The organism is Nostoc sp. (genome assembly GCF_036917515.1).
Taxonomy (GTDB): Bacteria; Cyanobacteriota; Cyanobacteriia; order Cyanobacteriales; family Nostocaceae; genus Nostoc.
Genome location: NZ_JBALDE010000224.1, coordinates 1 through 12,289 on the forward strand (window position 1 = coordinate 1; position 12,289 = coordinate 12,289).

The 12,289-nt window shown below is 41.3% G+C and carries 16 protein-coding genes and 3 pseudogenes; 11 read left to right on the forward strand and 8 right to left on the reverse strand.

What is annotated here, in order from left to right; translation table 11 throughout:
• Positions 1 to 67 precede the first annotated feature (67 nt).
• The 10 genes and pseudogenes from V7K89_RS29305 to V7K89_RS29350 all read left to right on the forward strand — a co-directional run bounded on the left by V7K89_RS29305 (position 68) and on the right by V7K89_RS29350 (position 5,664).
• Positions 68 to 370, forward strand: coding sequence for a hypothetical protein (locus tag V7K89_RS29305; RefSeq protein WP_335193567.1), 303 nt, complete (start codon positions 68 to 70; stop codon positions 368 to 370).
• Positions 371 to 529: 159 nt separating this feature from the next.
• A complete protein-coding gene (locus V7K89_RS29310; RefSeq protein WP_335193570.1) occupies positions 530 to 682 on the forward strand; it encodes a hypothetical protein in 153 nt (50 codons plus the stop codon).
• A 415-nt stretch (positions 683 to 1,097) separates the two neighbouring features.
• Positions 1,098 to 1,559 carry a hypothetical protein gene (locus tag V7K89_RS29315; RefSeq protein ID WP_335193572.1) on the forward strand — a complete coding sequence of 154 codons (462 nt, stop codon included), beginning with the start codon at positions 1,098 to 1,100 and terminating at the stop codon, positions 1,557 to 1,559.
• A gap of 39 nt (positions 1,560 to 1,598) precedes the next feature.
• On the forward strand, positions 1,599 to 1,811 hold the full coding sequence (locus V7K89_RS29320) for an AraC family transcriptional regulator (RefSeq protein WP_335193574.1): 213 nt from the start codon (positions 1,599 to 1,601) through the stop codon (positions 1,809 to 1,811).
• Positions 1,802 to 1,948: a helix-turn-helix domain-containing protein gene (locus tag V7K89_RS29325; protein ID WP_335193576.1), complete on the forward strand. Its 147-nt coding sequence runs from the start codon at positions 1,802 to 1,804 to the stop codon at positions 1,946 to 1,948. Before V7K89_RS29320 ends, V7K89_RS29325 begins: the two co-directional genes overlap by 10 nt.
• A 140-nt stretch (positions 1,949 to 2,088) precedes the next feature.
• Positions 2,089 to 2,478, forward strand: a complete 390-nt coding sequence (locus tag V7K89_RS29330) for a hypothetical protein (protein ID WP_335193578.1) — start codon at positions 2,089 to 2,091, stop codon at positions 2,476 to 2,478.
• Positions 2,472 to 2,780, forward strand: a pseudogene (locus V7K89_RS29335) (TonB-dependent receptor plug domain-containing protein); the annotation flags it as partial. The gene V7K89_RS29330 and the pseudogene V7K89_RS29335, both read left to right, overlap by 7 nt.
• A gap of 300 nt (positions 2,781 to 3,080) precedes the next feature.
• On the forward strand, positions 3,081 to 3,686 hold the full coding sequence (locus tag V7K89_RS29340; RefSeq protein WP_335193596.1) for a TonB-dependent receptor domain-containing protein: 606 nt from the start codon (positions 3,081 to 3,083) through the stop codon (positions 3,684 to 3,686).
• Entirely contained in the window at positions 3,679 to 4,458 is a 780-nt protein-coding gene (locus V7K89_RS29345) for a TonB-dependent siderophore receptor (protein ID WP_335193580.1), read from the forward strand. Before V7K89_RS29340 ends, V7K89_RS29345 begins: the two co-directional genes overlap by 8 nt.
• A gap of 60 nt (positions 4,459 to 4,518) precedes the next feature.
• Positions 4,519 to 5,664 (forward strand): PepSY-associated TM helix domain-containing protein, encoded by a 1,146-nt coding sequence (locus V7K89_RS29350; protein WP_335193582.1) that lies wholly within the window; start codon positions 4,519 to 4,521, stop codon positions 5,662 to 5,664.
• A 228-nt stretch (positions 5,665 to 5,892) separates the two neighbouring features.
• On the opposite strand, the pseudogene V7K89_RS29355 reads toward V7K89_RS29350, so the two are convergent.
• Both V7K89_RS29355 and V7K89_RS29360 read right to left on the reverse strand, forming a co-directional pair.
• Positions 5,893 to 6,150, reverse strand: a pseudogene (locus V7K89_RS29355) (transposase); the annotation flags it as partial.
• Positions 6,151 to 6,254: 104 nt separating this feature from the next.
• Positions 6,255 to 6,647 carry a helix-turn-helix domain-containing protein gene (locus V7K89_RS29360; RefSeq protein WP_335193584.1) on the reverse strand — a complete coding sequence of 131 codons (393 nt, stop codon included), beginning with the start codon at positions 6,645 to 6,647 and terminating at the stop codon, positions 6,255 to 6,257.
• A gap of 18 nt (positions 6,648 to 6,665) precedes the next feature.
• Here V7K89_RS29360 and V7K89_RS29365 point away from each other — a divergent pair.
• A pseudogene (locus V7K89_RS29365) lies at positions 6,666 to 7,115 on the forward strand (ISAs1 family transposase); the annotation flags it as partial.
• 406 nt (positions 7,116 to 7,521) lie between these two features.
• Here V7K89_RS29365 and V7K89_RS29370 read toward each other — a convergent pair.
• From V7K89_RS29370 to V7K89_RS29390, 6 genes are all read right to left on the reverse strand, one after another.
• Positions 7,522 to 7,899, reverse strand: a complete 378-nt coding sequence (locus tag V7K89_RS29370; protein ID WP_335193586.1) for a TonB-dependent receptor domain-containing protein — start codon at positions 7,897 to 7,899, stop codon at positions 7,522 to 7,524.
• Between the two features lie 14 nt (positions 7,900 to 7,913).
• On the reverse strand, positions 7,914 to 8,330 hold the full coding sequence (locus tag V7K89_RS29375) for an IS5/IS1182 family transposase (RefSeq protein WP_335193588.1): 417 nt from the start codon (positions 8,328 to 8,330) through the stop codon (positions 7,914 to 7,916).
• 186 nt (positions 8,331 to 8,516) lie between these two features.
• The gene (locus V7K89_RS36160) at positions 8,517 to 8,753 is read right to left on the reverse strand and encodes a transposase (RefSeq protein ID WP_442941788.1); all 237 of its coding nucleotides are present in this window, start codon (positions 8,751 to 8,753) and stop codon (positions 8,517 to 8,519) included.
• A gap of 464 nt (positions 8,754 to 9,217) precedes the next feature.
• Positions 9,218 to 9,901: a phosphatase PAP2 family protein gene (locus tag V7K89_RS29380; RefSeq protein WP_335193590.1), complete on the reverse strand. Its 684-nt coding sequence runs from the start codon at positions 9,899 to 9,901 to the stop codon at positions 9,218 to 9,220.
• Positions 9,902 to 9,946: 45 nt separating this feature from the next.
• The gene (locus tag V7K89_RS29385) at positions 9,947 to 10,690 is read right to left on the reverse strand and encodes a COG4705 family protein (RefSeq protein WP_335193592.1); all 744 of its coding nucleotides are present in this window, start codon (positions 10,688 to 10,690) and stop codon (positions 9,947 to 9,949) included.
• Positions 10,691 to 10,956: 266 nt separating this feature from the next.
• Positions 10,957 to 11,802, reverse strand: coding sequence for a COG4705 family protein (locus tag V7K89_RS29390; RefSeq protein WP_335193594.1), 846 nt, complete (start codon positions 11,800 to 11,802; stop codon positions 10,957 to 10,959).
• Between the last annotated feature and the right edge of the window lie 487 nt (positions 11,803 to 12,289).

Genomic DNA, 12,289 nt, shown 5'->3' on the forward strand with positions numbered 1-12,289 from the left:
GCTTACCCCTTAATGACCAAACCCCGCCACGAATTACGCAAGCAATTGCAAACTGCTTAACCCACAAGTGTTTCGGTTTTTCTTAGTGCCATTCCGTGCTGAAGGCTTATCGATATTTGCTGTCAAAAACTATGTTTGCCACGCCCTTGATACTCGTTTGAAATGCTTTCTACCTGTGGATAAGTGCGATCGTTTCGCAGATTCTGGATACCGACAATGGATGACTGCTGCTTGGGTTGACTTGGGTAGAGAAACAGACGGAATTTACATTTTTGGTCGTCATACTCCTGAGTTTGTGGGTTGGGTTTACCATCATGAACCAACGCTCAACGGTCTTTATAGTTTTGCAACTCCACACCCAGAACTTTAGCAGCACTAAAAGCGATGTAAACGCGACAAGCCCAGAGGGTGACGCTCGTTCGCGTAGCGTTTCCCCTTGGGAGAAGACTCGCGCTTCGCTGCGCTAACAGCAGTTTCAACTCGACGGGAACCGGAGCCACTCCGGTCTTGGAGTTTCCCTAAGTAGAGGATGTGGCGTCCAAGACTTGAACTGCTTCACCACAAAGCGGCTACGCCTCTCAACTACACCATTATCACAGGCGATGCCTACAGCGGGCTACGCCTACGCGTCGTCTTCAAAAGCATCACTCATTCTTACCCGATAAAGTCCGCAAAAGATTGAATTTGATACCTAATCATCGCTCTAATTTAGAGCGTAACTACTATTGACAAAACTCGTTTTGTCTTAACCTGGCATGAATGGCGTTATCAAGTTTCTTCTGTTTTAGGCTGGTAGATTAGCGATCGCACAGAGCTTACCTTAGCTAAATATTTTTCAAATAGTTATGAGATAATTTCTTAACAATAGATCGACATAATTCTTTAGGTAAAAAATTACAATTGGGAATTAAGCATTAACAATGAGCAGAGTCTTTACCGAAGCTGAATGGGATGAAGTGTGGGCAGAAGGAATAGAACAAGGAAAAATCACTGCTTAGGGAGATGAGATCGAAAGTGTTTCCCTGGAAAACTTCTCTATTGGACAAACTCAACTGGCAAGTGGATATACTCGGATAGTCCATCTACGTCCTGGACTGTTGCTACAAGTTGATGACTTTGTATCTCACAAAAGCTTCGGTTTAGATCATTTTATTGATGAATCTGCTCCTTTGGCTTTACACTTCTGGGTTGTTGGGGGTTGTAGGGTACAGACCTTCGGTGTCAAAGATGATCACTACGAACAAGCAGGGGAGAATTATTTATTTTTTGTTCCGGGAAGCCGCGAGATTGAAACACAATCTGTCGGACGGATATTGGATATCGTTGTTCGAGTTGAGCCACATTTGCTCAGAACTATTGCTGCTGGACGCAATGATTTTTTTCCGGCACAACTACAATCGTTTCTGGAGGGTGATACAACTCCCTGGTTTCATCAATGTGCAGGTAAGAATACGCAACAGATGCAAACGGCTTTCCACCAACTACCAAACTGTCCTTACCAGGGAGTAACCAGACAGATTTATCTAGAATCAAAAGTGTTGGAACTGGTTGCTTTGTAGTTTGCTCAACTTGTAGAGTATCCCGTTGATGAACCGCGATTGATCAGCTTAAAATCAGACGATCGCGATCGCATTTATCAAGCCAAAGAAATTTTACTTCGCAACTTTGTTAAGCCTCCCTCAGTTAGGGATCTAGCACAGCAGGTGGGATTGAATGAATTTAAACTCCGACAGGGTTTCCATCAAATGTTTGGCAATACCGTCTTTGGCTGCTTGCAAGACCATCAGATGCAAGAGGCACGGTGGTTGTAGAGCAAAATCTGACGGTTGAAGGGGTGGCGGCAATGGTGGGCTATGCCAGTCGGACAGCATTTCATGCCGCATTTTGCAAGAAGTTTGGTATTAGTCCCAGGGAATATCAGATGAAAAATAAAAATACTCGGTCTTAAAGACAGAGCGATCGCTTAAATTCCGTATTATGAACCACATCTAATTATTAATAATTCTCAATTATTGTATTTGAGATTTGCGATTGCTTCAGCAATGGAGAGCGTGATCACCAGTTAATTGATGATGTGGGGAGATAGTAGTGATTCGGAAACAGCAGTCATTTCTCTTTTTGGTAACATTTACCTTTGTCGCCCTGATGAACCGACCCGTTCTGGCAGGGGCACAGACTCAAATTATCCAATTGAGTGACTTGAAGCGCCCTGTAACCACCGTTAAAGAGTGGTTGGCTCAGGTAGAGGAAACAGAAATTGTGCAAGTGACCGCAGTGAAAGCAAATCCCACTGATAAAGGTGTGGAGATAATTTTACAGACTCTTGGTGGACAACAATTGCAATTAGTGAATCGCAGTGCTGGCAAGCACCTTCTATGTCGCCACAGCAACAATCTCAAACACAACCAACGCCGCCAGAAAACCAGACACAGCCAAGTCAGCTTGACTCTGAAGGTGATGAACCGATTGAATTGGTAGTTACGGGTGAGCAAGACGGATATAACGTACCAGATGCCGCGACTGCAACCAAAACCGATACGCCTCTACGCGATATTCCCCAATCGATTCAGGTCATCCCCCGGCAACTGCTGGAAGACAGACAAATTACACGAGTGCAGCAAATCGCGGATAACGTAGCAGGTGTGCAGGAAGACGTACCGGGTGGTGGTGCTCCAGGTGCAAACTTCATCATTAGAGGCTTTGGTAGTCCCACCAACTACTGAGATGGCTTCCGAGGTTCCGGCGATACAGATTTGTTTGATGTTGCCGGGATTGAGCGAATTGAAATTCTCAAAGGTCCTGCTTCCGTCTTGTTTGGACAAAATGAACCAGGAGGAATCGTCAACATTGTTAGCAAGCAACCTCTGACACAGCCTTATTATTCCGCCACGCTAACCACTAGCAGCTTTGACTTTTACCGCCCGACCGTAGATATTTCTGGACCGTTGAACTCTCAAAAAACAGTTGCCTATCGGCTCAACCTGGCTTATCAAAATGCGGCTAGTTTTCGGGACTTCGTTGACTCAGAAAGTATTTATGTCGCCCCAGCGCTCTCCTGGCAAATTGGCAAAGACACAAAGTTGACATTCAATTTTGAATATCAAAAATCCGATTATCAATGGGACTGGGGTTTACCATCCGTCAGTCCTGAAATCTTTCGGGTACCGATTAGCCGCAACCTGGGTGAACCTGATATTGATGATGCCACTGCCCAAACGACGCGGATCAGCTACATCCTGGAGCACCAGTTGAGTGAGAACTGGAAGTTTCGGAATCAATTTTCTGCCATACTTTCCATCCTTGATAACAGAAGAGTGACTCCGCTTTCAATACAAGAAGACCGCCGCACGATTGACCACTTTGCAGACAGCAGCTATGACTCTGACTCGCAGAGCTATACGCTGCAAAATGAGGTTATCGGTAAGTTTCAAACTGGATCGGTTGCTCATCAGGTTTTGTTAGGCGTTGAACTTCTCCGGAGACGAGACTCACTAGAGGGTTTTGGTTTTGATGGACCAGTGAAAACATCAATTGATTTGTTTAACCCTGTTTACGGCCTTGAAGGAAAATTCTTTTCAACAGGGAAGCCGAGTATAAATGTTTCGGATGGTCTGGGCTTGTACGTTCAAGATCAGATTACGCTTTTGGAAAATCTCAAACTTCTGTTGGGAGGACGGTTTGACTGACCTGCTTCGTTCTACAAGTCGAGATCCTGTGAGTGATTTAGACACTGAGCAGACAGATTCTACCTTTAGCCCCCGTGCGGGGATTGTATATCAGCCCATTAAACCCATCTCCCTCTATTTCAGCTACGCAACTTCGTTTAATTCTGCTACTGGTTTCAGCGCCTCTGGTGAAACCTTCAAACCAGAACGGAGTGAGCAGTTTGAGGTGGGGATCAAAGCTGATTTATCCCAGCGACTATCAGCAACCCTTGCCGCCTACCAGATCCGCAAAGAGAATGTCCTTGTCATTGATCCAAACAATCTTGACTTCAGTATTCAAACTGGTGAACAAAAAAGCCGAGGGATGGAATTTAACCTGGTGGGTCGCCCGGTAAACGGTTGGAATATTATAGCTTCCTACGCCTACACTGATGCCTTTGTAAGCAAAGATACAAATCTTGAGTTGGTCAACGACAGATTAACAGCTATCCCCAGACATCAATTTGGTCTATTGAACACCTATGAGATTCAACAAGGATCACTCAAAGGGTTGGGATTTAATTTAGGGTTTTATTACGTTAGTGGTGATAGAGAAACCACACTTCCCAACGCAGACGTGCAACTGCCCAGCTACTTCCACGTTGATACTGGAGTCTTCTACAAACGAGATAACTGGAAAGTGCAATTGAATGTGAACAATCTGACTAACATTAACTACTACAACAGTAATGGATACTTCGTTGTGCCCCAACCGCCTTTAACTGTTCTGGGACAAGTGTCTGTGGAGTTTTGATCCTTGCTACATCATTTTTCTTTTAACAAGGTATATCAAATTCGGTAAGCAACCTCTACTATGAATTCTAAAAAGCTACGCAATTTGATGTTTGCTTTACACCGATACATTGGGTTAGGTGTAGGACTGATTGCGATTATTGTTGGTTTAACCGGGAGCCTGCTGGTTTTTCATACAGAAATCAGTGATGTTCAGCTATATCGCCAGATTGGGACGATTACTCCTCAAGGTGAACCTTTGCCGATTGAGACGATCCTCAATACAGTGAAATCTACTTATGCCAATCAACCAGATGCCTTGCTCCAGGTACTTTATCTGCCAGTAAAACCCTCAAAGCCAGCGAATATTGTTTATGCAACCAAAGAAAACGATTGGATCGATAACTATGTGAATCCCTATACAGGGGTAGTTCTCGGCAACACTCTTAAACTAAATGCTGAGCAGCATTTTTTCAAAGTTGCATATAAACTGCACTACGCTCTGTTAGCAGGCGATATCGGACTCAAGATTGTGGGTATTGTTGGCTTGCTGATGTGTATTCTCAGCATCACGGGATTGGTGCTATGGCCCGGATGGAGAAAGCTGATTGCAGGCTTTAGAATCAAGTGGAATGCCCATCCCAAGCGCGTGAACTTCGATATTCATAAACTTGTGGGAGTGGTTGTAGCTATTTTCTTAGTGCTGACGTTTTTCACAGGGTTCTGCTGGAATTTTTATCAGTTCAGTGAATCCTTCATTCGTGCAGTTACGTTCAGTCCCCCAAAAACTTACCCAATTTCCAAACTGATCGCTCTTCAATCTCCGCTACCATTAACCGAACAACTAAAAACGGCACAGGCAGCGTTACTAGGTGCAGAACTTCAAACGATTTACTTTCCGCAGAAACCAGAAGATACCTTGTCGATGCGATATAAGTTTCCCCAAGAAGCGGGGGACATCGGCAGAACCGAAATTTATCTCGATCGGTACAGTGGCAAAGTGTTGCGAGTCGATAATGGGTTAGAGCAATCGTTGGGCGATCGCATCTTCAACTCCTTTGGACTTTTACACTTCGGCACCTTTGGCGGCTTACTCACCCGCATTTTCTATGTCTTCGTAGGACTTGCGCCGCTGATTTTATTTGTTACGGGTTTTGTCATGTGGCGGTATCGTCACCGCACAAAATCACATATTTATACAACATCAAATTCAAATTTGACAAATTAACATTTTTATAAACTATTGACTTCGGATTCGCGCAACAGCAACCAAAGGCAATAAACCTACGGTTCGTAATGCGATGCCTGCGGCGGGCAAAGCCATCGCCTAGATGTAATATACAGCATATTCGGAGTTTATGAGGTACAGTAGCAGCAAATTGTAAACCAATTTTTGAGATGTTCAGGATTAATTAGGGCTTGCTGAAAAAGTAATAAAAAGCTTTTGAAGGATTGATTAGTTATTCAAGGAAGGTAAAAATATAAGTTTTTGTTGTTTACAATTGAGCCAGACATAAGCATCAATAATGTTAGACTGGAAAAAAGATATATTTGTGAAAAATAGACATAAAAAAGCATCAAACAACCGCAATAGATGAGTAGACAGATTCATCACTAGAAAAGTGATAGCAATTGCAGTAAGAGAAGTATGAGAAAGTTTAGCCATGACTCTACTCAAGCTAAATCTTCTTTTAGCTTGTCCAAACTTGCCCTCACTTCTGCCATGAGTTCGAGTTAAACCTAGTAAAACACCCATTTTATCAATAAAAACAAGGTTTTCTGGGTCTATTTGTTTTACTTTCTCCTAATACTCAATTCTCAGTTTTTGGACTCTTTCTGTTTTCGCCTGGCTACTACGTAAAGTCTTTTTTTTCGTGTTGGTTTTTGTTTTTGCAATGCACCACACATTACACTTGCACATACCCAAACGTTATATTTTTCTCCAAAGTACTCACAGTATTCGGATAAAGTTGTATCTGGATGGCTTTTAACCATTTCCGCTAATTCACTTCTGTAGTCATCCAATTTACCCTTCATTGCTCCACCTTGCTTTTTGGGTTTTAGATGACCTTGGGTTCTCTTTTGTTGGAGAAGCTTTTGTACATAGCTTTTCGCTACGCCAAATTCAACAGCTACTTTTCGGATTGACGTGTTACCTCTTTCATAAGCATTTACTATTTTTGAACGCAAATCAATTGAGTACGGTTTCATTGTAATTTTTGATGCACTAAAGGTTGGCAAGATATTGAGGAGTATGGACTAAATAAAAAGGAGTGGTTAGAGACGTTTCTAGAACTACCAGAAGGTATACCCAGTCCAGATACTTTTAGAAGAGTGTTTGAGAAAATTAATTCTAAAGAGTTTGAGCAATGTTTTCGGCGGTGGGTACAATCACAGGTTGAGAAGTTGGGTGTAGAGGTAGTTGCCATAGATGGCAAAGTTAATAGAGGCTCCTATGACCGAGAATATAAGCTAAAAGCTTTGCATCTAGTTAGTGCGTGGTCAAGTGAACACTGTTTGGTTTTGGGACAAACAAAGGTCAGTGACAAATCCAATGAAATCACTGCAATTCCTGCATTGTTAGAAATGCTAGACATTTCTGGCTGTATCATTACTATTGATGCAATGGGTACACAGAAATCGATTGCCGAGAAAATTATAGCGGCTGATTCTGATTACTGGAGTTTAGACTAGGAGCAAGAAATGACCCAGCAGTGCTGAATTTAGAAAACACAAGCTTCAAGAATATGGAAGAGCGGTAACTTGTTAAAGGAAACTGAGAGGGCATGAGAATCGAATCGCTCCAGGCGCAGAGGACACGGAGGAAGAGATTAAGAGGAAATGATCGCCCTTTGAAGTTAGAATTGATAGGCGCTCGCTGCTAAAATTTAAACTACAACTGTTGTGTGGCATCAATTTTTGCTTGCAGTTGGGCAAAGATTTCCACAATTGAAGGGCTATGGTGTGATTTTGGGAGAAAAGGTGCAATCACGTAGCATGCTGGAGGCGATCGCCCATCACTTTTCCAGTAAAGGGATTGACAAACACCCGAAAATCTTTGCTTTTTGCAGTTTCAGCCCAGAACTCATATGGTTGTACCAACTAGACTGAATTCAACGCCTCGGCTTTTCTGCTCACCTGTTTGAATACTAAATCGGGAATCTTCAGGATCAGTAACCAGTACATTCTGCTTTGTCAAATCATAAAATGATAAGGTTGTAGATAGTTTATCGGGAATCAGGTCTGCTTTTAGTCCCACTTCCAGCTGTTCGCCTTTTTCAGGTTTAAATCTAGCCCCTGTCCTGCTAGTACCAAAAATCACAGGATTGAATGATTTGGAATAGCTGAAATAGAGAGAAATGGGTTCAATTGGTTGATAAACAATGCCAACACGGGGGGTAAAAGCGGTTTCTGTCTTATCTACGAACTTTTCACCCAGAAAATTTTCATCTATAGAACCCATTTGATATCTTTTTTCTAGCTAGCAGCTAGTCTTCTGAGCATCAATCTAATAAAACAAAGCTTGAACTTGGCATTGGCACGAGCGAGTGTCCGGTCAAAATTTTTGACTAAACTTTTACATCTCTCCACCCAAGCGTTTGACCTTTCAATTACCCATCTAGCAGCAACAGGCACAAATCCAGATTTTCCATTGGCTTCCTTTTCGTCTTTCGATGGCTTGGCTGAAAGTTCAAATTGGATTTTACTGATGATTTGAGGATAAATCTGCTCTAACGCTTGGGTAAGTTTATCAGGATGATAGTTATGAGCTATCAGGATTGTAATCTTAGGTAGCTCAATGGGTTTGGATTTGAAATAATCAATGTTAATTGAGAGCATCTCAATTAACCCTTGGTCATCAGATAGGCTGGCTTGAGTACAGTGGGTAAACAAGGGAAAACCCAGTATATCAACTGCTAGATGTCTTTTGATCCCATTTGTTGCTTTGTAAAAACAAAACCCTTTGGATTCAATGCTGGCATAAAAGAGTGTTTTTTACTGCTTGTGAGTCAATCATTATTAGGGTCGTCCACTGTAGTTTTTTTTTTGCTTGTTGGCGTAACCTGCCATGCAACTTGGTCATAATATTGTCAAGAATACCCTCCTGGCACCAATGCTTGTAATATCAAAAGACAGTAGAATAGGGCGGAAATCTTTAGGTAAGTCAGCCCAATTACAACCATTCTTGAGTTGATAAAATACACCGTTAAGAATTTGTCGCTTTGTCCACAGAGGGGGTCTAGTTTTCTTCTTAGTCGGCAATAATGGCTCAATTATTTCCGACTCTTTGTTTGTAAAATCGCTTGAATACCCCATTTTCAACACTAACCTGCTTCAATCCTCCTAATTTCTGTTGATTCTACTCAATTGCCTAAAAGATATCAAATGGGTTCTATATATTCAGTAGACTGAAAACTTTTGGAAGCTAACGAAAAAACGAGGGTTTCAGCCGTCGGTTTTAGGACTCGCAATCATAGCCAGTTGCGATCGCTCTAAGCTCGACTTTATCCAAAATTAAGAACTCGGTTTTCTTTATTCGGCAAAACCCAGGCTTTTTAGGAAATACTTTTTCCACGTCACAGATGATCGATGAAGTTAAAAAAGTAAAACTACTGTTCTATAATGGTTTCAGCGATAGCGTTAGCGTTCAGAGAAAATGGATAAAGTCGGGCCAAGGAAAGGGACTGGTAGTAAGCTGATAATAACGTCAAATCCAGCAACCTGTCCTATATTCAAGGTGAGTTCGACGAGCTGATTTACAGACATTAATCAGCTAACTTTCACCACCTCAATCTTTGCAATTTAAGCATCGTTATACATATCATCAGCCACAAAAAACCGACTCCGTAACCTGCTATTATGTCTGTGGGCCAATGGACTCCTAAGTATAAGCGACTTAAACCGATAGCAGCAATTAAAATAACTGTCAAACTGTAAATAACTTTGGCAAAGTGAGGATAGTGAGTTGCCAACTCGTAAGCAATAAAACCATAAAGCACCATAGAACCTAGTGCATGACCACTAGGAAAACTAAAAGATGTTTCCGAAATCAATTGATGCCACAGTTCAGGGCGAGGTTTAGAAAAAAACAACTTTAGCTGCGTATTTAAAATTAACGCTCCCAAGCAAGCAAGTATAAAAATTTTTGCATCTTCTTGATAACGTCGCCACCAAAGTAATAACAAAGTAACTCCTGCAACTATAACTACAGTTTTAGGATTACCAAGATTTGTAATGAACAACATTAAATTATCTAATTTGGGATTAGCAAATTGATGTAGCCATAACAAAAAACTAGTATCAAATGCAAAGGCTTCTTGCTCTAAGACCTCTTCAACTAGTTTTGCTAAAACAAAAAGAATGAGCAGACAACTAACAAGTCCAACAATACCAATAGTGGCAATTAATGTAACTAAACGACTATGTACATAACGCAACCAGAAATGAGAAAGTTGTCGGAGCATGTTTAAATGTTATTTATCGTCAAAAGACCTATCTACTTAAACACATCACTCAAGTGGGTGATGCACTTTTTTCTCCTGTCGCATGGAAAAGAATAGGACAACTGCTAGTAGGATAAAGGCGATCGCCGAAGCATATTCCCTTGGCAGTGATAGACCGCCATCTTTGACTGGCTTAGTCAGAAAATCTCCGAAGGTGGCTCCGAAGGGACGCGTAAAGATGAACGCGAGCCAGAATAGGAGAATATCGCTCAACTTTGTTAGGTAGTGAAGGGCGATGACAACACCAATGACGCTGGCTGTCACGAATGCGCCCTGGATATAGCTTAGTCCCAAGTTGCTTGTCAGAAAGTCACCAAAGGCCGTTCCCAAACTGTTGGAGAATACGACAGCCAGCCAATAGGTAGTCTCTGCGTCTTTCCTCATGATAGGATAAACGCTTAAATCTCGATCTCGATAGTACCAGATGGCAAGAACGCTCAACAGACCGACTACCAGAATCAGCGATCCCACTGCGTAGCCCAGCCCGAAAGATCGATCCATCAAGTCTGAAACTTCGGTTCCGGCTGTAGTTGTGGCAATGATGGCCACCCAGTAAAGTGCTGGACGATATCTGTCGGATTGAATTTGAAAAAACAGGAGAATGGCCAGGATGGCAAACGTTACTGCAAAGCCTATGTAATACCCCAGTCCAAGAGTCATTGAAATGAAGTCACCTGCCGTCTCACCGAGTGTCGTGGCGATAATCTTCATGATCCAAAAGTAAATTGTGACTTTTGCAACTTTGTTCATTTCTTTTTCATAATAAAAAATAGTAAGTCATCATAAATGCATTCACTATTCAGATTAGTTCAGTCTGGTAGAAACAATTGAATGGCACACTTGAAAAGTTCTAAGCTCTGCGTCATAAGCACTACATACAGCTTTAAAAGCTATTTAACAGTGAAGGAATGGGTCAGGCGATGGCACAGAGCGCCCGCCGTAGGCATCGCAAATTACCAACTAAATCGCCTCTTTACAAATAGAAATATGCCCAAGTTCGACAAGGCAATCAATAATTAATCTTCTCGGTCAATCGGCAGTAAGCCTGATTTCTTGGGCTTAAGGCTTAAGTAAATCACTAGGCTGATGATTATACAGAGGAAAAGCATACTCGTTCCAACCGTACCATAGCCAAAACCACCATTTTTAGTAGGTTGGGATAGTAAATCACCTATTGATGCTCCAAATGGACGAGTCAAGATGTAAGCTAACCAGAATGCCAAAACTGCATTCATTTTTAAGTAAAAATAACTGCTAACTATGATTGCAATCGCCGCCCCAAATACTAATGCTGATTGTGCATAACCTAACCCCGAAGTCTCGGCTAAGAAGTCTCCTGTTGAAGTACCCAAGGCAAATGTCAGTAAAATAGCTACCCAGTAGAAAATTTCTCTTTTAGCAGTGTTGATAGAGTGCATGGCTAATATCTTTTCGCTGAAATACCAAAACGTAAAAACTGCCACTAATACACAACTAAAAATTATAGTAGTTATTATTAAACTTACTCCAAAATCATCTACCAATTTATCAGTAATTAATGTACTGACAATACTTATTAAAACAACTACTAACCAGTAACTCAGTGGAACATATCGCTTCAGTCTAAACTGATTTAAAAGCGCAATCAGTAAGAAGCCACTCATAATATATGATGTAATGCTTAAACCAAGGTTGAGTGTTACTGATAAAAAATCAGCCGCAGTTTCCCCTACTGTGGTTGCTAGAATCTTAATAATCCAAAAGTAAATTGTCACCTCTGGAACTCTGTTTAAAATCTTTACCATAATATTTGTTCTTCTTAATTTTCGGCAAAAATGGATTACATAATACGTGATAATATTTGCATAGCCTAGCTTTAGCATCGTCAAGAAACAATCTCCTGCTATTTCTACCCGATTGATTACACAAATATTTATTTTGACAACTTTTTCATAATTTTAATTACTTGCAGAGTGACCATACTTTACATAGCAATAGTCAAGAACAAGTCAATATTTGATTACCGATACAATTTAATTTCTAGAAATCAACTAAAAACGGGTAAAATCCATTGGTGAGAAATTCAGATCAACTTACTTTTGTCAATTAAAAGTTATGCTGAAAATTGAGGAAAAATGAAGGCATTAAATTAACTCTTGTACTGAACTTATTGGACAAGAATGAATTATGCGTATCAAGATGACACATAGGCGTAGCCCACCATAGGCATCGCCTGCTCAAAAATTATCTTTCCAACCCGGTTTTTAGTAATATTTTAAGTAACCTGAGTTCGGGTTAAGCAGGTTGAGATAAAAGCCACTCCATCTGAAGGCTGGGTTTCTTAGGTTGATGGCAATAAGCGATTAATCC

Coding starts and splice junctions, on each gene's coding strand:
- V7K89_RS29310 (WP_335193570.1), top strand. CDS start 530: ATGTGGCGTCCAAGACTTGAACTGCTTCACCACAAAGCGGCTACGCCT.
- V7K89_RS29350 (WP_335193582.1), top strand. CDS start 4,519: ATGAATTCTAAAAAGCTACGCAATTTGATGTTTGCTTTACACCGATAC.
- V7K89_RS29360 (WP_335193584.1), bottom strand. CDS start 6,647: ATGAAACCGTACTCAATTGATTTGCGTTCAAAAATAGTAAATGCTTAT.
- V7K89_RS29370 (WP_335193586.1), bottom strand. CDS start 7,899: ATGGGTTCTATAGATGAAAATTTTCTGGGTGAAAAGTTCGTAGATAAG.
- V7K89_RS36160 (WP_442941788.1), bottom strand. CDS start 8,753: ATGGGGTATTCAAGCGATTTTACAAACAAAGAGTCGGAAATAATTGAG.
- V7K89_RS29380 (WP_335193590.1), bottom strand. CDS start 9,901: ATGCTCCGACAACTTTCTCATTTCTGGTTGCGTTATGTACATAGTCGT.
- V7K89_RS29385 (WP_335193592.1), bottom strand. CDS start 10,690: ATGAACAAAGTTGCAAAAGTCACAATTTACTTTTGGATCATGAAGATT.
- V7K89_RS29390 (WP_335193594.1), bottom strand. CDS start 11,802: ATGCTAAAGCTAGGCTATGCAAATATTATCACGTATTATGTAATCCAT.